The following is a 22,213-nucleotide window of genomic DNA, read 5'->3' as shown; positions in this document are numbered from 1 at the left end:
TGTTTTATTTAATGACCGTGGTCATTTTTTGTCAATACGAATTGTACGAACAAATTTAGATACAATGGCCAGCTAAGATCTGACCACTGGGCGAGGAGCTGCATGTGCCGAATTGTGTTTTGAAGTCCACTCTCGGAAAGAGAGAGCAGAACAAGCAAGACAAGCTTGAACGCATTACCGCTGCCGCACGCGAAGCCTTTCTCTGTAAGGGCTATGAAGAGGCCACACTCAGTGAAATTGCTCATGAGGCGCGTGTAGCCAAAGGCACGCTGTTCCTCTACGCGTCGAACAAGGGTGACCTATTGGTCCTGGTGTTCAGAAGCGTATTGCAGCCGGTCGTAGAGGCCGACTTTGCTCGCGCCCTTGAGGTCCCGCTTATCGAGCGGCTCTTGATCCACTTCAACGCCATAGTGGACTACAACCTTGAGTACCCCCAGTTGGCGTCTCCATTTCTCAAAGAGCTTTCCTGGGTTCCAGCCCGAGGACGAGAAGAGATGATAGAGTTCATCGATCTGTGGATCGGCGGCCTGGCCGCATGGATCCAGGCGGCCCAAGCCAAGGGCGATGTAGATCCCGACAGTGACCCGCGCCTGCTCAGCCTCATGCTCGTCGATGTTTTTATCGCGGCGCAGTGCCGGTTGTTTTCAGGCATAGAGAACTACGAAACGTTTGCCCAGAACCTTCCGACCATTTTTGGCCTCTTGCTGAGAGGCTTTAGGCCCCAATAAGGCCTACCTCCGGGACTGTGCGCCTCAGCGAAAGGGCAAGTGCGTTGCAACCACGTTAGTTGCGGCCCGACAACCACTTGCGCTTGAAGTCGAGCTGCTCGAAACGCTCGACCAAGAAGTCGATGAAGACCCGAACCTTCATCGGCAGGTGGAGGCGACTCTGATAGGCGATGTTGATGGTCAGCGAAGGCAGCTCCCAGTCATCAAGGACCGGGACTAAACGACCTGCGACCACATCATCGAACACGATATACATCGGCAGAATCAGGATCCCGAGCCCGGCGAGCGCTGCCGTGCGCAGCACTTGCCCATCGTCGCTGTCGAAGATGCTGTTCAGCCGGACAGATCGGCTTTCTTCGCCCCGCTCCAGATGTAGTTCATAAGGATTGTTGGCCAAGGTGTAAACCATCATATCGTGCTGCCAGAGATCTTCGGGAGTCTCAGGCCTCCCACGCGACGCCAGGTATCCAGGTGAAGCACAAAAGATCCGCCTCGTTTCCGCTAAAGGACGCATGGCAATTCCGGAGGAAGGTTCGTGCTCCCGGGTACGGATTGCCACATCGATTCCAGCCTCAATGAAATCGGGGTAGCGATTGGCAACCACAACCTCCACCCGTAGCTTTGGGTAGCGCTGCCGAAACAACGGCATCATTGGGGCGAGATGCTGCACGGCGAAAGACAACGAAGCAGTAACCCTGAGCAGCCCGCTAGGCGTGGCGGAAACCTCATTCACCGCGGCTTCGGCTTCGTGATATGCCTGAAGCATTGTCTGGGCTCCACTCAGAAAATTTGCCCCAGCCTCAGTAACCCACAGCCTTCTGGTGGTCCGCTCAATCAGACGGGCGCCAAGGCTTTCTTCTAGCGCGGTTAGATGACGAGTAGCAGCCGCGTTCGACATGCCAAGCCGCGCGGCAGCCTGGGAAACGCTTCCTAACTCCGCGATCAGCGTAAACAACTCAATCTGTCTCAATCGATCCATAGCGCCGATTCTTCCACTAGGCGGAAAAGTGATTTAGCGACTATAGCCTTGCTTAGAGTTTTCGAGGAGATATTGTACGTACATATTTCCTAGAGGCTCGATCATGCGCCACATAGACGAAGAAACCATCACACAGGCCGTTGTCGAGTCATTTTCCTCATGCACAAATGAGCGTCTGCGACTGGTGGTGACCAGCCTCGTCCAGCACCTTCATGCCTTCGCTCGTGATGTAAGGCTTACCGAGGAGGAATGGTTTTCAGCCATACAGTTCCTAACTGAAGCCGGCCACATCACCGACGACAAGCGCCAAGAGTTCATCCTGCTGTCCGACACGCTGGGACTTTCGATGCTGGTAACAGCGCTCAACAATCGCAAACCCCGAGCGTGCACCGAAACCACTGTCCTAGGTCCCTTCTACATCGAAGATGCACCGCTATATGACAACGGCGCCGACATCAGCCAGGGAGCCAAGGGATTTCCATGCTGGGTCAAAGGCCAGGTTCGCGACATAGACGGACACCCAGTTGCGGGCGCGACCATGGACATTTGGCAATCGGATGAGGACGGGTTCTATGACGTGCAGTACACGGACATTCCTGGGCCACAGGCCCGCGCACGCCTGCAGACACTGACTAATGGGCATTTTCATTTCCGTTCAGTGCTAGCGACCGCGTACCCGATTCCTCACGACGGCCCAGTAGGCAAGATGCTCGAGGCTACGGGTCGACATCCTTGGCGGCCGGCGCACCTGCACTTTCTGATCGAGGCTCCAGGCTTCGAACGACTCATCACCCAAGTATTCCGCAGTGACGACCAATACCTGGATTCAGATGCCGTGTTCGGGGTGCGTCAAACACTAGTAGCCAACTGGATCCAACACCCGCCCGGCATTGCCCCAGACGGCACCGAGTGCAGCACTCCCTTCTATTCGCTCGACTACGACTTCGTACTCCACCGTACCCAATGAGGCTAGCGTGATCAGACATATCGTGATGTGGAAACTCCGGGGCGATACGCCTGAGGAAAAGCAAGCTGCTCGCCTGCGAGTCAAATCTGCCTTCGAAGACCTCATCGGTCGAATTCCTGGGTTGCTGTCTCTAGAGGTGGGGAGTGATCAGAGCGGTGCCGACTACGCCTGTGACGTAGTGATGGTTTCCGAGTTCTGCGACGCCCAGGCCTTGGCCGCTTATGCCACCGATCGGGAGCATTTAAGGGTTCGCGACGAACTAGGAGATCTGCGCACTCATCGTTACCAGGTGGACTACGCGGTTTCCGAGCCGGCTCCCTCTCACTGACGCAACGAAGGAATCAAACAGTGAAACTGATTCTTACCCTTTCCTGCCCTGATCGGCCTGGCATTGTGCATGCCGTCAGCGGCTTCCTGTTCGCTGAAGAGGCCAACATTGTCGAAGCGTCTCAACTGAACGACGCTTCGACTGGCCTGTTCTTCATGCGAGTGAAGTTCGAATGTCCATCTGACACGCGGCCCCGCGATGTTGAAGAGCGTTTCGCCAGCGTCTCAAATGACTTCGCGATGCAAGCAAAATTCTCCATCGCTGATCGGCCTATGCCTACGGTGATCATGGTCTCTCAAATCGGACATTGCCTGAACGATCTATTGTTCCGTCATCGCTCCGGGCTACTGCCAATCGACATCCGCGCCATCGTGTCCAATCACCGGGACTTTTATCAGCTAGCCGCCAGCTACGACCTCCCCTTTCACTACATACCGGTGACCTCGGCCAACAAACCGGAGGCCGAGCAAAAACTTCTGGACATCTTCCAGGCTGAAGGCGCCGAACTGTTGGTATTAGCACGCTACATGCAGGTGCTTTCGAACGGTCTATGCCAACGCCTGTCGGGCCAAGTGATCAACATCCATCACTCGTTCCTACCCAGCTTTAAGGGTGCTCGCCCCTACCAGCAGGCCTTCGATCGAGGCGTAAAACTGATCGGTGCCACGGCTCACTACGTCACCGCGGACTTGGACGAAGGGCCGATCATTGAGCAGGGCGTCGAGCGCGTTGATCACGCCATGGACCCAGCCACACTGACCGCGATCGGTCGCGACACCGAGAACGTGGTATTGGCTCGCGCGGTAAAATGGCACGCCGAACACCGCATTCTGCTCAATGGCTACAAGACAGTAGTGTTCCAATAATTTACTCAGCTTATCCACTTCCTCTCCACCAGGAGTCACGACCATGCAGAACAATAATCACAGCCTTCCGTTGACACCTGCGGTACCAGTCGACCAGGACACTTACACCTACACCCGCTTCGGGACTGCGTTTGAAGCCTCGGAGTTTACGGACTGGATTGACGAGAGCATGTCTTGGAAGAAGACCTGCTACATCGGTGACTGGTCCCCACTGGGCAAGCTGCGCGTTAAGGGACCGGACGCTCTCAAATTCTTTTCCGACCTCAGCATCAACAGCTTCGCCAAGTTCGACATCGGCCAGGCCAAGCACGCCGTTTTTTGTAGCGAAGACGGCAAGGTGATTGGGGACGGTATCCTGATGAAGCTGGCCGAAGACGACTTCCTGTATACCAGCGGCCCGGGCATTCTCTGGGCGCTCTACAAGTTCCAGCTGGGCAACTACGACGCCAGCATGGAGAACATCACTCCCGATCGATTCATTCTCCAAGTCCAAGGCCCCAACGCCATTTTCGTGATGGAAAAGGTCACGGGCGAAAGCCTTCGCGACATTGGTTTCATGCGCTTTCGCCCCACCCGAATTGGTAGCAGTGAATTTCTTGCCCTACGCCAAGGCATGGCCGGTGAAATAGGTTATGAACTGCACGGCAAAATTGAGGACGCGGAGGGCATTTACCAAGCAATTTTGGAGGCTGGAAAAGAGTTCGGCATTCGCCGTCTGGGCGGGCGCACTAAGATGGTCAACCATGTAGAAGCTTGCTTCCCTACACCCACTGTCGACTACATTCCTGCGATCTTCGGCGAAGCAGAGCAAGGCTTCCTCGACTTCATGAAGCAGGGTGTTCCGGCCATGTTCAACCTGCTGCGCCATTCCGGTACCTATCCCGTCGAAAACTTGAGCGTGTTGCAGCGAAGCCCGGTCGAATTGGGTTGGGGTAAAAGCATCAAGTTTGATCATGACTTCATCGGTCGCAATGCGCTCGAGGCAGAGCTGGCTGCTCCGAAACGCAAGATCGTCACGCTCGTCTGGAACAGTGAGGACGTCATCGACGTTTACGCCTCGCTGTTCCGCCAAGGAACGCCGCATGACTATATGGAGCTTCCGCGGGAGCTTCTGGGCTGCATGGAGGCCGACCGCGTAGAGTATCGAGGCCAACTTGTCGGTGCCACATCCTCGCGCTGCTACAGCTACTACTTCCGCGAAATGCTTTCTTTGTGTGTGATCGACATAGATTTAGCGGAACCTGGTACCGAGGTTACGGTGATCTATGGAGGGGCCCAAGGCAGCGAGAAACGCATTCGCGCGAAAGTAGCTCCGGCTCCGTACAAAACTGACAATCGTCGAGCCGACGTTAACTCTCTGCAACCTGCGAGTGCCCAATGACGGCCAGCCTAATTGACGGCAAAGCGCACGCCGCCAAGCTGCGCGCAGATGTCAGACACCAAGCAACTCGATTGCTTCAGGAATATGGGCTGCAACCGGGTCTGGCAATCGTTCTGGTAGGGTCCGACCCTGCCAGCGACGTCTACGTACGCAATAAAGTTCGCCAGGCAGCCGAAGCTGGGCTAGCGAGCTTGGAACACCGCCTGCCGACAGAAACTAGTGAGGCCGAACTGCTCGCCCTAATTGAGCAGCTCAACGGAGATCCGGCGGTGCACGGCATCCTGGTGCAGCTCCCCCTGCCGGCGCACATCAATGAAAGCAAGGTGATACACGCAATTGCGCCAAGCAAGGACGTTGACGGCTTTCACCCAATCAACGTCGGCCAGCTGTCAGCAGGACAGGAGACGCTGATTCCCTGCACTCCCTATGGAGTTTTGCTGCTTTTGCGCAACACCTTGCCCAGTCTTGAGGGATTGCATGCGGTGATCGTTGGTCGGTCCAACATCGTCGGCAAACCTATGGCCCAATTGCTGCTCTCTGAGCATTGCACCGTAACGCTCACTCACTCCAGAACTCGAAACCTTGCCAATGTAGTGCGCGGAGCCGATATCGTAATCGCGGCAGTTGGGAAGCCTCGCCTAGTACGGGGCGACTGGATCAAGCCCGGAGCCTGCGTCATCGACGTGGGTATCAATCGAGTTGTCGAGAACGGTGAGCCATACCTCGTCGGGGACGTTGCATTCAATGAGGTCGTTGAGATCGCTGGCGCCATTACGCCGGTGCCCGGTGGCGTCGGACCAATGACGATCGCCTGCCTTCTGCGCAACACACTAATTGCCGCTTGCGGATCACGCGGAATTACTCTTTCTAACGCGCTTTAACCCAACTCTACCCGTGGCCCTATATGGGCCATGGGTAGAGTCTCTCCACTACGTCCCCGCACCATCGCACTAGCTATGTGAGCGCCGATCCTTCTGGCAAATCAAAACATGCCAGAAGCGAGGTCCATCATGACGTGCTGCGAAGATGTTGCGCCCCCCCAGTGGTCCACCTCAATGGGGAGCTCAAACTGGCGCAAATAAATTCGTTAGGCACAGCCAATAAAAAGCCCGAACCTATTGACTCGGGCTTTTCTACATTGTCATAAACAAAATTTATCTTGCAGATCCTGTTAAGTTACCAGGTAGCTAGATGCACTACGACATCTCACCACCTAGATAGCCTAAACATGCTGTGCGAAGTGCTTAAATTCAGTCATACAGAGCGATGAAGCGACACTCTACGCTGCCCCGTGGAATTACCCCGACAGCAGATGAGTCGTCAAAAGCGGTGTGCATCGCATTCATGGCATCAGGACAATCTGAGTCGAAGCCCTTAAATATCAGCACTTCATCAGGCGTCATGTTAGGAAAGTAGTACCATTCATGATCAGGGCTGTAACGGCACCCTCGAGAATGGACCAGTTCGTTGCGACTTCCCTTCGGGCCGATGAAATCCATTTGAATCATATCGTCATTACAGACGCTCCGACCATCGCAGATTGCCAGAGGTACATCCTGAGGCGGAGGTGTAATTACTCGCCACGCCTGCATCATTACATAACGTCGATATGGAGCAACTTGGCGACCAGTCAACTCTAGGGTTTCGCGTAACAACCGATCAATGTCCGACTTAGCAAAGTCGAGATGTGCGAACTGGGCGGTAGTCATCCAGCTTCGGTGAGCTGCCCTCTTGCTGAAGCGAACTGTGATTGTGCCATACTGAGCGAAGACTTCGCGAGCTCCGCTCAGTTCCAACATAAGCTCTTCCAGCTCAGCCAAATATGCAATGTTGACTGGACCCATCACATCACTCGGCGCACAATTTTCCGCAATTAACTCGTCCAAACGTTCACGTACGACCTTACTCGGAAAAGTTACCAACTGAAATCCCTGCCTATCAACGGACAGGGCTTCATCCACTTCACGAGCGTTACGAATACGTACGCGGTGCTGCTCGACAACAAAATCACTTAGATCCCGATCCTCGAATGAAATTACTATTCGATCACGGCTCGTATTTACGTAAGGCACATCCGCTTCAGTGGAGTATTCAAAATCAGAAGCTTGGCCGCCCATCGAAACCCCCTGCCTTTTTTGAATAGTCGCCGAAATTCCGCTCATGCCGAGGCGATAATTGCCTATGAATTTAGACGCCGAGAAAGCTTAAACACGATCACCGCGGGATTAGATTTCACGTAAATTAAACGAAAAGATGCTCGAACTCCCACCAGCAGAACTTCATTTACTTTCAAATGAACTCAGCTGGCAGGCATTTCAGTTACTACGCTTGGTCAACTCAAGCGCCAACCGGGAGGCTTTTCTCATCCCGCAGAAATTCGCTTGATTCAGGGCCGCCTTTAAGCGAACCACGTCCGAACAAGAAGCAAGCGAGGGCAGGCAGAAGAATCAACGCCCCCAACATGTTCCAAAGGAACATAAAGGACAGCAGAATTCCCATATCAGCCTGGAATTTGATTGGCGAGAAACTCCATGTTGCCACTCCAACCGAAAGCGTCATGCCGGACAGAAGCACTACACGCCCTACTGACAACAGCGACAGATAGTACGCACGAGACAAGTTTGCCCCTTTGCGCAATTCAGCCAGCAGCACACTGAGCAGGTAGAGCGCGTAGTCGACACCAATTCCGACACCGAGAGCGATGACCGGCAGCGTCGCAACCTTAAAACCGATCCCCAGAGCGGTCATCAAGGCCTCTGCCAGCAGCGAGGTCAACATCAGGGGTACGACAGCACAGATAACGGCACGCCAGGAGCGAAAGGCAATCAAACAGATCACTACCACCGCGCCATAGACCAGCAGCAACATGGAAACCCGCGCAGCTTGAACGACTTGATTGGTCGCTGTCTCGATGCCGGCATTGCCGGCCGCAAGCTTGAAGCCACCCAGTTCGCTGTCGTTAGCCGCCGCAAACTGCTCAACCATTTCGCTAACCTGCCGCAGGGTCGCCGCTTTGTGGTCGGTTAGATAAACCTTCAGCAAAGACAAGCTGCAGGGTTGGTTGACCAAGCTACGAGGCGCGTACTTGACCTGACTGTTGAGCATGGCTTGGTTTGGTACTAGAGCGATCCAACGAGGATTACCTTCAGTGAATTGACTGGTGACGAGTGAGATCATCGAGGCAAAGGAACTCGTTGCTACCACCGTTGGCAGCTGTCTCAACTGCCATTCGAGCATGCTCACTTTTTCCAACAGCTGATAGTTCATGCACTGCCCAACAGGTGACTCGACCATCACCATGAACACATCACTACTGTTGCTGTAATGAGAGGTGATGTAGGCATTGTCTTGGTTGTAACGCGAGTCCTTACGCAGCTCCGGCGCACCCGGGTCGAGGTCGCCCACTTGAAGATGGTGACTGCCCAGCAACCCAACGACACCAAGCCCGGAACCCACCACCAGCGCGACGATGGCCCAGCGACGCTTGGTGAAGAGGTCAAAAAAGCTCCAAAGCGGGTGCGGATGCTCACTTCTGAGATCCTGCTCCTCAATCTGCAGAGCGCGTTCCGCCGCTTTGCGGCCCACCCCCACATAGCTCAACAAAATCGGCAGCAGAACGAGGTTGGTGAGAATTAGGAATGCCACTCCAAGACTGGCAATAAGCGCCAGTTGCTGAATGACACCGATGTCGATGATGAGCAGCACAGCAAAACCTACAGCATCGGCGACCAAAGCCACGAAGCCAGCCAGGAATAATCGGCGAAAGGTTTGTCGTGCTGCGACTAAGGGTGAGCATCCCCTACCTATGTCTTGCAGGATCCCGTTCATTTTCTGCGCGCCATGAGACACGCCGATGGCGAAAACCAGGAACGGCACCAACACCGTATAGGGGTCCAACTCCAAGCCCAAGAGAGGTAAGCACCCCATCAGCCAAAGCACACCAACCAGGGAGCAGACTAGAACGTTTGCAGTGCTGATGACGCAACGCGAATACCAATAGACCAGTGCGGCAACGATGCAGATGGAGATCAAGAAAAAGCTCAGGACCTTCACCACGCCATCGATCAAATCCCCCACTACCTTGGCAAAGCCGACTATGTGGATGTCGACCAAATCGCCTTGGTACTTTGCGCGAACCTGCTCTAGTTGTTCAGAGAACCGTCCATAGTCCAGCGGCTCTCCGGTCTCATTGTCGAAATCCATCAGCGGGACCAGCAAAATGCTGGACTGGAAGTCCGGCGCGACAATTCGCCCAACCTCGCCCGAGCGCTCAATATTCAAACGCAGTTGGTTCAAAGCCTCGGGCGAACCGTCGTAGGTCGCGTCGATAACCGGGCCGCCATCGATACCCGCCTCGGTAATTCCGAGCCAGCGCATGGTGGGGGTCCAAAGCGAAACCATCCATGGCCGATCAACACCGTTGATCAGGTAAACCTCGTCGCTAATTTGCTTCAGCGTCTGCAGATACTGATCATCAAGAATGTTGCCGTGTTTGCTCGTGACTGCGATGGCAACCAGGTTGCTTTGCCCGGCGACATCCGCGCGATGTTTCAGGTAGTTCTCAATGTACGGATGTGCCGATGGAATCATCCGCTGAAAATTGGCGTTGAAGCGCAGGTCCGGCAGCTGCAGCGCAGTCCCGATAGTCAACGCCAGACAGATCATCAAGATCAAAAGACGATTGTTGAAGATCAGGCGCTCCAGCCACGAAGCTTCCCCTGCGGTCCCGTCGTTCAAAGGGATGTCTCGGTAAGAGGTCATTGGTTCATTCCCATATTCTGCTCAGACGGCGAGGACAGCTCGCTCGCAGGAAGCCTGACAATGCCGGCAAGGCTGCTGAATACCAGGTCGCCGCTCGGCATTTGCACTACCCCGGTCAGAGGCACATGCGCTTGCCAATTAAGCTTCTCGAATGGAGAACCTATGCGTCGTCGGACGAATACCTGCCCTGCCTGATTGCCCAGCAATAGCGATCCGTCGGCAAGACGAATGCCGCAGGTAAAACCCGCTTCGCCAGCTCGAAACGCTTGCCAGTGCGCACCACCGTCAGCGCTGACAGCCAGATTCCCCCGAAGCCCGTAGGCGACAACACTTGTCTCCGAATCGGACACAACGCCGAAGAAGCTCCCTTCGTACGGAGAGGGAACAACTTGCCCCTCACTCAGCAGAAGGCCTTGCTCCCCGGCTATGAGAGTCTTGCCTGCAATTTCGGTGATGCCATAGAGATGCAGTCGGCCCTCGTTCTCTAGCGAGCTATATGGCAGCCAACTTTTGCCCCCGTCGGTAGACTTGAATGCAATCCCAAATGCACCGACAACCGTAAGGTGCTGCTCATCGGTAACCGAAAGTGCGAGAAGTGGTTTCTCTGGCCCATCCTCGAGAAGGTATCGAGCATTCTCCAGACCAATTTCTGCGGCTTGGTTCCCAGCTGCAACCTCGCGAGTCCAGTAATCCACTGCAGCTTGCGCGAGGGAAATACCATTGGCCTGCTCCGTCCAAGACTGCCCGCCATCATCTGAGCGCAACACAACGCCTTGATGACCAATTGCCCAGCCTATCGTTGGCGAGGCAAAGGCAACATTGGTCAGCGCCACGCTCACTGGCACGCGCACGGCGTTTCGCCAAGTCCTACCCTCATCATCCGACAGAGCAATGGTGCCGTTTTCGCCGACGCTCACTAGGCGATCGCCGGCCGCGGCGACCGACATCAGCATGACCTTATTGGGATGGGCCGGAGGCAGGGCCTGCGTAGTGAGGGAAATTGTTGGCGAAGGCTGGTTCGCAGCCTTGCTTTCCGTCGCTCCACCAGCCGCGCAAAGCAATGTCACCAGAAATGCGGCAGACGCATGGTGCCAGTTCATTTGGAATACCTCTTAAAACGACGAGCGAGTCGGCAGCCTCTGACTGTGACCCGCTCGCAACTACCAGGATGGGGCAAAAAGGAAGCCGAAAACTCAGACTACTAACGAACCCCTGAGGCCTCTAGGCTGCGAGGCGAAAAGGTCGCTGCAGGTATCTCCCGGTAGGTGTAACCGTCCTTCTCACCAGACAGCACGTTGAAGGCTGCATAGGATTTCGATTGGATGTTGTAGACGAAGTTGGTCGCGACGATCATTCCGGGAACAGTCGGGTTGACGTAAGTCAGGATCTGCGTTGCCTTCCAGAAGGAGCCCTTCGCGTCCCAGTGATCGGCCAGCAGGATTTGCCAGCTGTCCTCATCAACGTATACCCGGCGCTTCGGTACCACATGGCGCTGCCCCGCCTTCAGCGTTCCCTCGATGACCCAGGTGCGATGCAGCTCCCAACGCATAAGGTCAGAGTTCGCTGAATTGGGTTTCAAGACTTGATCAAGGCCAGAGGCATTGAGGAAGTTGTTGTTGTTATAGGGAACGTAAAGCTCCTTCTTGCCGACAACCTTCCAGTCATAACGATCAATCGACCCTTGAAAGCCATTCTGCTCGTCGTAGTTGGTCACCCCAGAGGTGAATGGCGAGGGAACGTCGTACTGAACGTTCGGGGTCCGCCGCAAGCGGCGCTGCCCTGGCAGGTAGGTCCACGCTTGAGCGACCGCGTTCAATTGCTTATCAATGAGACCCAGAATTTTCTCGCCTGCCTGATACGCCGGAGCCTTGGTTTCCACAAGCACTGCGTAACGCGTCTGGCCCTTGAAGGGATCCTCGCGGCCTGGCGGGTAGTCACCCGGCATTGATTCTTGGGCGACTGTAGACGTTGCTAGCACTGGCGCGCTGCCGCTTACCACATAGACGGAGGATACGGTCTGCACATCGATACCGCGGAAGGCGAACTGGGTGTTGGCCATCGCTTCGGAGCCGGACTTGGGAATCGGGAAGGGAATACTGCCATTCCAATCACTGATCAGCTCCCGATCATCCATCTTGGTAGTGGTAGCGTTCTTAAACACACGCTCGTAGGTGTGCTCTGGCGCCAACGCCGTGCGGTGCGTCGGGTACACATTAATGGTGTAACCCGGAATGTTTTTCAGCAGGGCCTGCTCACCATCTGACAGCTTGTCTTTGTACTTCTCGACGTTGCTTGAATCGATTTTCAGCAGCGCCTTCTCATCGGCATTGAACAGCGGCGGACGGTTCAGCTTGCCAGCCGGCAGAGGGTCTTTCTGCCCCCCAGTCCACGCTGGAATGCTGCCATCGGCGTTACCCGCCCGCTCGCCGCCCATCGGGGTCAGTTCGGTTTTTAGCTTTTCCGCCTCGGCAGACGTTACCGCCGCATGCGCGGCCGAGCATGACAGCACACCAACGGCAATCAAGGAGAGCAAAGTGGATTTGTTGTTGTTCATCTCTTAACTCCAACCAGTTAGAACGACCGGGAAACGGTGAACATGAGATTATCGCGATCAGCGAACACGTTCTTGGAATCAGCTCCGGTGAACATCGTGTACGACACACCACCTCGCCACATGCGCTGGTAGTTAAAGCTCATCCCCACCGACACACTGCCGCCATTTCCGATCCAAGTCGGATCGATCGGGGAGTTATCGTTGAAGTTGTGCGCCAGGGTAATCGGCATGCTCAGGTCGAGGCTGGGACGTACACCCAGCCAACTCGGCTCGAATACCGCCGTAGCGCCATAGGCGGTCTTGTCATTGCCGGAATAGACGTTGAATGGATCATCCTTGTGGTACAGATGATGGATTCCCGCCTCGGCAAGTACTGTGGCGCTATCCCACAAGCTGGTGCGCGGAGCCACCCAGATCATAGAAACCTGAGCATGAGCAGTGTCGCCGGTAGCGAATTCACTTTTGCTATCCGGGCTAAAGAAGCCCGCTGACACCAGCGGCATGTTATTGCGAACAGAAATCTCTGCACCCACGTTCGCGTCCAACACCGTGGTCGAGAAACTCATGCCAACAATGTCAATGTCAGTCGGCGTAACGAGTCGGTACTCCCCGACTTGCATCCCACTTGGGCCAATGATGGGGCTAGCGGTGGGGTCAATGTTGGTTACTACCTGGGGAAGCCGGTCAGCGAACTTCACGTAGTAAAAGCCGACGTCCCAACCGGATTCCAGGTCGTAGTACTTGAGTGCCACACCCCAGTTTTCCCCGGTGGAGTCCGCTTCATCGGAACCGGAGTAGCGCAGATAAGCAGGACCGAACGGGCTAGGACCAAGCAGCAGCCGCTCGCCTCCACGGTAAGCAAAATCAATCGGCGACCAGTAAGTTCCCGGAACAGGGATACGCGACTCACGAGACTCAAACTGATAGTAAGCCTCGACGTTCCACTGCTCGTTTAGGGCAAAAGAACTGGATAGCTGATTTACAGGAAGGAACAACTCTTTAGCCTGGGTCCCGGGAACGGAGGCAGCCTTGATTACATCGATTGGCGCCTGCCCATAGGCAATGCCGTTACCCGCACGAAACAGGCTCTGCCCCCAGAGCAGGGTATGGCGACCAAGCCGGAAGTTGAGGTCGTGCCCCCCGACATCCACGCCACTATGGAAGAAGGCATCCAGGATCTCAGCGTCTTGCCCATGCAGTCGCTCAGCACGGTCAACATACTCGTTGGAGTCAACGCTATCAGGGTTGTAGTTCTCGCCTACGTTCTTCGCCCCGCCCGCGTAAACATCGTCGTACCAAGCGGCAGCGCTAATGCGGAATCCACTCTGGTACGCATCTTTCAGAGAGAAGTCGAGCTCCGAGAGGAGGTCCAGACGATTGGTGATTAGGCTGCCCTTGTCAAAACGGGCATCACCGTCGTTGCCATTGGGATTGTCTAAGAAGGTGTCTGATGGACTTTCTGTGCGCACCCCAAGGCTGTACTTGATGGTGTTGTCGAACCGCACAGAGTAGGTGTCCGTATCGGCCAGCGGCATGGCTTGGACAGCTGGAGCACCCAAAGCAAGGGCAATACAAACAGCCAACTGCCCAGCAGCGGCTTGCCGGCGCTCAAACAGGAACGGAGCTGCGGGACGGAGTGCCCCTTTGCGCTCATGATTAATCATCGTGACCCTCGCATCTTGTTTTTATTGGCGAAACGACGAAGACCTCAGGGGGGGGTGGAGGCCAGGTCCAGAGCAGGCCACTCTCGTCGCATGCTCGGTGAAGCCAATCTAGCTCGCAGTCGAACGGAAGGTCAACACTTGTACGTACAAAAACAAACGAAAAACCAACCAAACAAACGCTCAATTTTCAGTTCTGACTATTTTTCTATTCTATCTAATTGTTTTTATTAGTTTATTTTTTGACTATCTGTGACGCCCTTGACACCGTCTTGCCCCAGGGATAATTGTGCAAACAATTTCCATCACACCACCCGTAGACGGAGAACAACAATGAGTGAGCTTGGCGAACTGCACGGCAAGGTAGCCGTGGTAACTGGCGGCGCCTCTGGTATTGGAAAAGGAATTGCCCAACGCCTAGTTGCCCATGGCGCGCACGTAGTAATCGCAGACATCGAAGAGTCCAGCTTGCAGAAGACAGCACGGGAAATTGGGGCTCACCCCGTCCGCACTGACGTGAGCGATAGCGCAAGCGTTCAAGCGCTTGCAGACGCCACTATCAAAGAATTCGGGCGAGTGGACATCGTCTTCAACAACGCCGGCGTCGGCCCGATGGCGAGCATCAGCGATATGACTCTCGACGACTGGCGCTGGCTAATCAACGTCAACCTTTGGGGCGTCATCCACGGCGTCCACAGTTTTCTGCCGCTTCTACAAGGAAACGCGGACGGTGGTCACATAGTCAACACCGCGTCTATCGGTGGCCTGGCGACCATGCCGACATTGGGTGGCTACTCGGTCACCAAGTATGGCGTTGTCGCTCTGACCGAGACACTCGCCCAGGAACTCCAAATGACTGGTAGCAAGGTCGGCTGCTCAGTTCTCGTTCCCGGCCCGGTGCACACGAACATCCAGAACAGCTCTCGCAACCGCCCCAGCGCCCTTCAAGATGCCAAGCTCCTAGACGTCGACCTTACCGATATGCCAGCCATGGCAGAGATGCGCTGGCTAGAGCCAGAGGACGTAGGAGAGCTTGTGATCGCGGCCATTCGGCGCAAGGCACTCTACTGCTTCACCCACCCAGAGCTATTTGCCCCGATTGACGCCCGCTTCGCCCAAATTATCGCGGCAAACATTGCCTCGAAAACGCTGACCGACTGACCCCCTCCCAATGCGGCTCCACCGGGCCGCATTCTAGAAAATATGTACGAACCTTTTATTGGCTAATCATGGCCAAGCATAAAATGTGCGCGTGGATTGAGACGTTTAGGCCAAAATCGTGCTTGACAAGAGAATGAGTCAAAAATAATTTGTACGTACATTTGAACAACAAGGGCCTCAACATGCACAGCTCCCCCCGCCACCAGACATTGACCCTAAGCGAAGAAAAGCAACTTTTGGACGCCATCGATCGCTGGGTGGTTAGGGAGGTTCGGCCCCAAGTTAAGGACTTTGACCACGCCGATCGCTACCCACATGAATTGGTCGAGCAAATGAAAGAGCTCGGTTTGTTCGGCGCCACCATCAGTCAGCAGTACGGCGGCCTGGGACTCCCGGCGTCCGTCTACGCGCAAATCGTCATGCGCATCTCGTCCGAATGGATGGCCCTGACCGGAATCTTCAACTCGCACCTCATGCTTGCCTTGGCAATTGAAAAATTCGGTACAGAGGAGCAGAAGAACGAGTGGCTGCCGCGCCTTGCCACTGGCGAGGTCCGTGGTGGACTGGCGCTCACCGAGCCTGACGCCGGGACCGACCTTCAGGGCATTCGCATGACAGCGCGCCGCGAAGGTGACGAGTACGTCATCAATGGCGCCAAGACCTGGATTACTAACGGTATTGAAGGCAGCTGCTTCGCGCTGCTAGTCAAAACCAACCCACAAGCTGAACCACGCCACAAGGGAATGAGCCTGTTCATCGCCCCCAAGGGCAATGGTTTCACTGCAGGTCGCAAGCTGGAAAAGTTGGGCTACAAGGCCATCGAAACCAGCGAACTCGTTTTCGACAACTACCGAGTACCCGCCAAGAACCTCATCGGCGGCGTGGAAGGTCAAGGCTTCTATCAAGCAACTGGCGGCCTTGAGCTCGGGCGCATTAACGTGGCAGCGCGCGGTGTAGGCATCGCTGAAGGCGCACTTCGTTTGGCCGCGGACTATGCATCGGGCCGCAAAACATTCGGCAAGCCCATTGCCGAGCATCAGGCTATCCAGCTCAAACTTGGCGAGATGGCCACTCGCGCACGTGCGGCGCGCCTGCTGACGCTGGACGCAGCAGCGACTTTCGATCGCGGCGATCGCTGCGACATGGAAGCGGGCATGGCCAAGTATTTCTCCTCCGAAGCCGCGCTCGAAAACTCGATCGAGTCGATGCGTATCCATGGGGCCTATGGCTACTCGAAGGAATACGACATCGAGCGCCTTTACCGCGATGCCCCGCTCACCTGCATTGGTGAAGGCACCAATGAGATGCAGCGGATCATTATTGCCAAGCAGTTGATGAAACGGAGCGCAGAGGCATGACACCCGCAGCTAAGCCGCTCCAAGGCTTGCGCATCCTCTCGGTGGAGCAATTTGGTGCTGGCCCATACGGCACCATGTTCCTTGCCGACCTGGGAGCGGAAGTGATCAAGATCGAGAACGCAGCGATTGGCGGCGACCCCGCCAGACACACCGGTCCGCATTTGCTGGGTGATTGCGATAGTCAGTACTTCCAGACTTGGAACATGAACAAACGCAGCATCACTCTGGATCTCAAATCCGATGCAGGGAAGGCACAGCTGAATGACCTTCTAGCCGGCGCCGACGCGCTAGTGAACAACCTGAGAGGTGATCTGCCTGCCAAGCTGGGACTCGATTACAAGAGCCTCTCCGCCGACCACCCAGCGCTGGTTTGCCTGCATATTTCTGCCTATGGTCGAGACAACGATCGGGCATCGTGGCCAGGCTATGACTATCTGATGCAAGCGGAAGCCGGGCTAATGGACCTGACCGGTGAGCCTGAAGGCCCGCCGTCGCGCTTTGGCGCTCCGTCGCTGGTGGACCATATGACTGGCATTACCGCCTCCGTCGGGCTTCTCGCCGCACTCCACCGCGCCCGCGAAACAGGTCAAGGCTGCGACGTCGATACATCCCTATTCGACGTCGCGCTGCATCAACTGGGCTATTCGGCAATCTGGTATCTCAACGAGCAACACCAGGTGGCCCGTCAAGCTCGTAGCGCGCATCTATCAGTAGCGCCGGTTCAAACCTTCCGCACCGCGGATGGATGGATCTTCATCATGTGCATGACAGAGAAGTTTTGGCTCGCACTCATCCGCATCCTGAAACTCGGCGATCTCAAATCCGACCACCGCTTTACGAACGCGAAACTGCGCAAACAGCATCAGCACGAACTTACCCAGATCCTGGACGAAACCTTTAGCCAAGCCGCCACTAGCCATTGGCTGGACAAGCTCACAGGGCATTTGCCAGTGGCCCCAGTGCTCACCTTGAGCGAGGCGATGGAAAACCCGCTGCTGGCTACCAACTCAATGGTCAACGAAGTTCAGCATCCGCATGCCCCCAAAGGCCTCAAGGTACTCGCCAATCCCATCAAGATCGACGGCCAACGCCTAGAGCAAAAAATCTGTTCGGCACTTGGCGCCGACAACGAGTCAGTCTTAGCGACCTCATCTCTAGTGGAAACGGGGACAGCAAAATGAAACTGGGAGGGATCACTGTCCTCGATCTATCGACATTTCTCCCTGGTCCCTATTTGACTTTGGCGATGGCCGATCATGGCGCGCAAGTCATCAAAGTAGAAAACCCAGATGGCGGCGATCCCGGCCGCCATATTGGCCCTTCAGAGTTAGGACATACCGTTTTCTTCCGCAATCTGAATCGCGGCAAACGCAGCATCGCCCTCGACCTGAAGACTCCGGAGGGACGCGAGGCACTCCTGAAGCTCTGCGAGACAGCAGACGTATTTATCGAGTCCTTCAGGCCTGGAGTGATGGATCGCCTTGGCGTGGGTTACGACCAGGTTAAGGAGCGTAATCCGGCAATTATTTATTGCTCAATTAGCGCCTATGGCCAGGACGGACCTTATCGCGACCGACCAGCGCATGACTTAGGTGTTGAAGCTCAAGCCGGCTTGCTCAGCATGACGCTTGGCGAGGACGACCGACCAGCCCTGCCTGGGGTGCCAGTTGCCGATCTGCTGGCAGGGCTTCAAGGATTGGCCGGAGTCTTGATGGCGCTCTATCGGAGGCAAGCCACCGGGTTGGGCGATTACTTAGATATCGGTATGCACGACGCCGTGCTGGCAGGCTGCTTGAACATCCTTGGGCCGGCAATGGCTGAGAGTCGCCAGCCTGTGGCCAAGCACGAGCGAACGACCGGGGGCAGCGCGTTCTATCGCACCTACGAAACACGCGACGGGCGATTTATTGCACTTGCCGGGCAAGAGCCGAAGTTCGTCCGTGCACTACTGGAAGCCCTAGGGCGCCAGGATCTGATACCGCTCTGCGAGCGCGGCCCTGGGCCTCATCAGCAGCCCGTGGTGGATGTACTGGCTGCGCACTTCAAGAGGCTCGATCTGGCGTACTGGGATGAGCTTCTGCAGCAGCTGAACATCTGCTACGGAGTGGTTAAGAGCCTGCCGGAAGCACTGGATGACCCCAACATCGTGTCGCGCCAGATGGTCTGGCGCGACAGCTCCGGATTGCGACACATCGGCAACCCTATACGTTTCCGTAACGAGCCAGCCCAGCCGCATCCAGAAGCACCACTCCTGGGAGCAGACAACGAGCGGCTTGTTAAGTAACTGGCCCGGCGGCCCTCAAAATAAAAGGAAGAAAAAATGGTAGGCATCGCACAAGAAGTAGCCCCTAACCGATACCGCGAAAGCTACGGGCGTTACTTCGAAGATTTCGTGGTCGGGGATTGCTATGAGCACCGGCCAGGCCGCACGGTCACCGAGACCGACAACATCTGGTTCACCCTACTCACGATGAACACTCACCCGCTGCATTTCGATAATGCCTTTGCGGAGAAGTCTGAGTTTAAGCAGGCCCTGGTTAACAGCTGCCTTACCCTCTCGATCGTCGTGGGAATGAGCGTCAGCGATATCAGCCAGAAGGCTATCGGCAATCTGGGTTGGGACAAGATCAAACTGACCGCTCCTGTGTATGTCGGCGACACGCTTTATGCCGAATCCGAGGTGTTAGAGAAGCGCGAGTCGGGCAGCCGCCCAACGCAGGGGATTGTGACGGTTCGGACTACCGGCAAAAAAGCTGATGGCACCATCTTCATGACATTCGAACGTACGGTTCTAGTCCCCAAGCGCGGTCACGCGATCGACGATTGATTAAGACATCCTCTGGGAGGCCAAAGGCCTCCCAGCATCGAACCTTGTCCGGACAGAATGTCTCGGCGCCCTGAAGTCAGTATCAATCGTGACCATAACCAACGTTCGTGACGAAGCGAAAATTCTTAGAAGAATTTATTCGGAACTGACACTGGATGTGCGTACAATTTCCGTCGATACCTTCTTCTCAATTGGGGCACGAGAACCATGAGCTCATCCGCTGAAGCCACCATCCAGCCATCCAGTGGTCCGCTGTACAAGCAGCTGGTGCAGAAGCTCAAGGGCGAGATCCTCGCAGGCACCTATCCAGTCGGAACCCAACTGCCGACCGAAACCGAGCTGAGCGAACGCTTTGCGGTTAGCCGTCATACCGTCAGAGCAGCCTTGCGCCAACTCCGAGATGATGGCCTGGTTTCATCTCGTCAAGGAGCGGGAACCACGGTGGTGCGGCCCGGCTCCGCGCAGACCTATGTGCATGAGATCAACGCTATTAGCGACCTGATCAACTACGCCGCTGGCATGCGTTTCGAAATCGAAACCCTTGGCATGATTGAGTGCAATGAAGATCAGGCCGAGCGACTGAGCTGCCCAGAAGGTCAGCGCTGGCTTCATGTTGCCGGCTTCCGCTTTATGGAAGGGGATGCTGCTCCAATTTGCTGGACAGAAGTATTCATACACGCCGACTACGCTGGAGTCTCGCGGCTTCTCGAACGCAATCGCAGCCCCATCTATGAGCTTGTGGAGGATCTGTATGGCGAACGTGTCGAAGAGGTTGAACAGATCGTTCAATCCGGCCACGCACCCATAAATGTAGCCCCCACACTGCAAATTGAATCCGGCATCACCGTGCTGGAGGTTCAACGTAGGTACCGGCTGACCTCTGGGAAACTCGCCATTATCGCGTTCACTCTTCACAAGCCCGACATGTTCCGCCTCTCCTTCACGCTTCGCCGAAGCAAATCATAGAAAAGTACGTACAACATTTAATAACGTGCTGACGATACGCTTTCTAGGCGCGCCTTGGATTTGCCCGCCTAATGGTCTATCAATAATTTGTACGAACAAATATTGACAGCGCTCACTCTGCTGCCGAAAATCCGGGAACGCGATGCCCGGATCACCGCACTGAGTTGGAGCAAGAGATCCCTGCCCACTCCCTTTAGGTCCGGACCGCTGCTTGATCAGGGGCTGACCCACATGGACAGCCTCTACTCCACCCATCAGTAGAGTGGCAAAAAATGAACAAGAAAAATGTCGTGATCGTCGGAGCGGGCCCTACCGGACTGCTTTGCGCACTGGGGCTCGCGAAGACCGGTATCGAAGTCTGCGTTGTGGAGCGCGCCGATGCCATCCAGCATTCGCCTAGGGCAATGGTGTACCACTGGGCTGTTCTCGATGGGCTGGAAAAGCTAGGAGTTCTCGAGGATGCCAAAGCCGAAGGTTTCCTCAGTCCTGAACTGCAGTTCTATGTGTTCAAAACGGGAGAGCGTATTCATCTGGATACACGCGAAGCGCTGAAAACCCTCAGCAAAACGCCCTATAACCTGCATCTTGGCCAAAACAAGCTGGCTGAAATCGCCCTGAGCCATCTGCAAAAACTGCCTAACTTCAGCATTCGCTGGGGTGTCGACGTGACTGGGCTAACTCAGAGCGAGCACGAGGTAACGCTCCACTGCCAGCAGGGAGACAGCCAGGAGGACATTAGCGCGGCTTGGGTGATCGGTGCCGACGGTGCCAACAGCATCATTCGTAGGTCGCTGAACCTTAGCTTCGATGGCATCACCTGGCCCGAACGCTTCGTGGCAACCAATGTCCGTGGTGACTTCGCCAAGCTGGGCTTCTCGAATGCGACCATGATGCTCGACCCTGAGGTAGGAGCGATCGTCGCTCGAATCGACAATGACAACCTCTGGCGCGTCACTTACTGCGAAAGCCTAGAGCTGCCGGAGGATCAAGTTCCTGAGCGCATTCCGGGCTATTTCGCAAAGATCCTTCCTGAGGGGACCGAGTATGAAGTTATCCAGTACTCCCCCTATCGAATGCACCAACGAGCAGCTGAGAGTATGCGTGTCGGACGCGTACTCCTCGCGGGGGATGCAGCGCATATCACCAACCCGACCGGCGGCTTGGGGCTAACCTCCGGGCTGTTCGACATCTTCGTGCTGCACGAGGCCTTAACCGCGGTAATTGAAGGACGCGTTGACCCTGAGATTTTGGACCGTTACTCGGAATCCCGTCTCAAGGCCTTTCTTGAGCACGCATCACCGGCAGCGTCGGAATTCAAGAAGCTGGTATACCACTGCTCCGACAAGGAGGAGCTGGAGCACAAGCTGGCCGGCCTCCGTCATCTGCAAGCCCACCCAGAGTTGCAGGTGGCCATGTTTGGCACCGCGAAGAGCGTAGAAACGCCCTCGCTGATCTCCGGCTAAGCGGCACCACCGCCCCACCTCTTGCGCTAGCAACGCCAAGAGGTGGCTAGCCCGCGCATCTACCACCAACGTGGAACTGTAGGTTCAAACTGAATCGCCCCGGCTTTCCTAGACACTCTCCAAGCTTTGGAAATAGCGCTTTTCAAACTCCACTGGCGATAGCTGCATAGCGCTGCTGTGCCGGCGTTTGGGGTTATAAAACATCTCGATGTA

20 protein-coding genes are annotated in these 22,213 nt (G+C 55.6%); 13 read left to right on the top strand and 7 right to left on the bottom strand.

From position 1 onward, the window contains the following. The first annotated feature begins 104 nt into the window (after positions 1-104). Positions 105-728: a TetR family transcriptional regulator gene (locus JQX08_RS09970; RefSeq protein WP_205348232.1), complete on the top strand. Its 624-nt coding sequence runs from the start codon at positions 105-107 to the stop codon at positions 726-728. Positions 729-783: 55 nt separating this feature from the next. Here the strand turns inward: JQX08_RS09970 and JQX08_RS09965 are convergent, their stop codons facing one another. Next, on the bottom strand, positions 784-1,707 hold the full coding sequence (locus JQX08_RS09965) for a LysR family transcriptional regulator (RefSeq protein WP_205348231.1): 924 nt from the start codon (positions 1,705-1,707) through the stop codon (positions 784-786). Positions 1,708-1,810: 103 nt separating this feature from the next. Between JQX08_RS09965 and JQX08_RS09960 the strand changes: the two genes are divergently transcribed. From JQX08_RS09960 to folD, 5 genes are read left to right on the top strand one after another with little or no spacing between them, the layout of a single operon-like run. Beyond that, on the top strand, positions 1,811-2,674 hold the full coding sequence (locus JQX08_RS09960) for an intradiol ring-cleavage dioxygenase (RefSeq protein ID WP_205348230.1): 864 nt from the start codon (positions 1,811-1,813) through the stop codon (positions 2,672-2,674). 7 nt (positions 2,675-2,681) lie between these two features. Continuing rightward, positions 2,682-3,002: a Dabb family protein gene (locus JQX08_RS09955; RefSeq protein WP_205348229.1), complete on the top strand. Its 321-nt coding sequence runs from the start codon at positions 2,682-2,684 to the stop codon at positions 3,000-3,002. Positions 3,003-3,022: 20 nt separating this feature from the next. Continuing rightward, the gene (purU, locus tag JQX08_RS09950) at positions 3,023-3,868 is read left to right on the top strand and encodes a formyltetrahydrofolate deformylase (RefSeq protein ID WP_346727588.1); all 846 of its coding nucleotides are present in this window, start codon (positions 3,023-3,025) and stop codon (positions 3,866-3,868) included. 43 nt (positions 3,869-3,911) lie between these two features. Continuing rightward, positions 3,912-5,249: an aminomethyltransferase family protein gene (locus tag JQX08_RS09945; protein WP_205348228.1), complete on the top strand. Its 1,338-nt coding sequence runs from the start codon at positions 3,912-3,914 to the stop codon at positions 5,247-5,249. Next, positions 5,246-6,130 carry a bifunctional methylenetetrahydrofolate dehydrogenase/methenyltetrahydrofolate cyclohydrolase FolD gene (gene folD, locus JQX08_RS09940; RefSeq protein WP_205348227.1) on the top strand — a complete coding sequence of 295 codons (885 nt, stop codon included), beginning with the start codon at positions 5,246-5,248 and terminating at the stop codon, positions 6,128-6,130. The genes JQX08_RS09945 and folD overlap by 4 nt, the downstream gene beginning before the upstream one ends. A 369-nt stretch (positions 6,131-6,499) precedes the next feature. Here folD and JQX08_RS09935 read toward each other — a convergent pair whose 3' ends face one another. The 5 genes from JQX08_RS09935 to JQX08_RS09915 form a co-directional block, all read right to left on the bottom strand. Continuing rightward, complete coding sequence (locus JQX08_RS09935) at positions 6,500-7,366, bottom strand: CmcJ/NvfI family oxidoreductase (protein WP_205348226.1); 867 nt, start codon at positions 7,364-7,366, stop codon at positions 6,500-6,502. Positions 7,367-7,586: 220 nt separating this feature from the next. After that, complete coding sequence (locus JQX08_RS09930; RefSeq protein ID WP_205348225.1) at positions 7,587-10,010, bottom strand: efflux RND transporter permease subunit; 2,424 nt, start codon at positions 10,008-10,010, stop codon at positions 7,587-7,589. Continuing rightward, positions 10,007-11,110, bottom strand: a complete 1,104-nt coding sequence (locus JQX08_RS09925; RefSeq protein WP_205348224.1) for a YCF48-related protein — start codon at positions 11,108-11,110, stop codon at positions 10,007-10,009. Before JQX08_RS09925 ends, JQX08_RS09930 begins: the two co-directional genes overlap by 4 nt. 101 nt (positions 11,111-11,211) lie before the next feature. Next, complete coding sequence (locus JQX08_RS09920; RefSeq protein WP_205348223.1) at positions 11,212-12,564, bottom strand: DUF1329 domain-containing protein; 1,353 nt, start codon at positions 12,562-12,564, stop codon at positions 11,212-11,214. A gap of 17 nt (positions 12,565-12,581) precedes the next feature. Further along, positions 12,582-14,228 carry a DUF1302 domain-containing protein gene (locus JQX08_RS09915; RefSeq protein WP_205348222.1) on the bottom strand — a complete coding sequence of 549 codons (1,647 nt, stop codon included), beginning with the start codon at positions 14,226-14,228 and terminating at the stop codon, positions 12,582-12,584. A gap of 330 nt (positions 14,229-14,558) precedes the next feature. Here JQX08_RS09915 and JQX08_RS09910 point away from each other — a divergent pair, with 330 nt between their 5' ends. The 7 genes from JQX08_RS09910 to JQX08_RS09880 all read left to right on the top strand — a co-directional run bounded on the left by JQX08_RS09910 (position 14,559) and on the right by JQX08_RS09880 (position 22,000). Next, a complete protein-coding gene (locus tag JQX08_RS09910; protein ID WP_205348221.1) occupies positions 14,559-15,386 on the top strand; it encodes an SDR family NAD(P)-dependent oxidoreductase in 828 nt (275 codons plus the stop codon). A 182-nt stretch (positions 15,387-15,568) separates the two neighbouring features. Next, the gene (locus tag JQX08_RS09905) at positions 15,569-16,744 is read left to right on the top strand and encodes an acyl-CoA dehydrogenase family protein (RefSeq protein ID WP_205348220.1); all 1,176 of its coding nucleotides are present in this window, start codon (positions 15,569-15,571) and stop codon (positions 16,742-16,744) included. Further along, positions 16,741-17,925 carry a CaiB/BaiF CoA transferase family protein gene (locus JQX08_RS09900; RefSeq protein WP_205348219.1) on the top strand — a complete coding sequence of 395 codons (1,185 nt, stop codon included), beginning with the start codon at positions 16,741-16,743 and terminating at the stop codon, positions 17,923-17,925. Before JQX08_RS09905 ends, JQX08_RS09900 begins: the two co-directional genes overlap by 4 nt. Beyond that, positions 17,922-19,028, top strand: a complete 1,107-nt coding sequence (locus JQX08_RS09895) for a CaiB/BaiF CoA transferase family protein (protein ID WP_205348218.1) — start codon at positions 17,922-17,924, stop codon at positions 19,026-19,028. The genes JQX08_RS09900 and JQX08_RS09895 overlap by 4 nt, the downstream gene beginning before the upstream one ends. Positions 19,029-19,064: 36 nt before the next feature. Continuing rightward, on the top strand, positions 19,065-19,571 hold the full coding sequence (locus tag JQX08_RS09890; RefSeq protein ID WP_205348217.1) for a MaoC family dehydratase: 507 nt from the start codon (positions 19,065-19,067) through the stop codon (positions 19,569-19,571). Between the two features lie 207 nt (positions 19,572-19,778). Continuing rightward, positions 19,779-20,537, top strand: coding sequence for a GntR family transcriptional regulator (locus JQX08_RS09885; RefSeq protein ID WP_205348216.1), 759 nt, complete (start codon positions 19,779-19,781; stop codon positions 20,535-20,537). A 272-nt stretch (positions 20,538-20,809) separates the two neighbouring features. Next, positions 20,810-22,000, top strand: coding sequence for an FAD-dependent oxidoreductase (locus JQX08_RS09880; protein ID WP_205348215.1), 1,191 nt, complete (start codon positions 20,810-20,812; stop codon positions 21,998-22,000). A gap of 108 nt (positions 22,001-22,108) precedes the next feature. On the opposite strand, the gene JQX08_RS22405 is transcribed toward JQX08_RS09880, so the two are convergent. Further along, positions 22,109-22,213, bottom strand: a 105-nt coding sequence (locus JQX08_RS22405) for an IS3 family transposase (protein WP_325067624.1), incomplete at its 5' end; no start/stop codon positions are given.

It is taken from the genome of Zestomonas insulae, from assembly GCF_016901015.1.
Lineage (GTDB): Bacteria > Pseudomonadota > Gammaproteobacteria > Pseudomonadales > Pseudomonadaceae > Aquipseudomonas > Aquipseudomonas insulae.
Note: the sequence above shows the minus strand (reverse complement) of the source record. Positions and strands in the feature narration are given on the sequence as shown.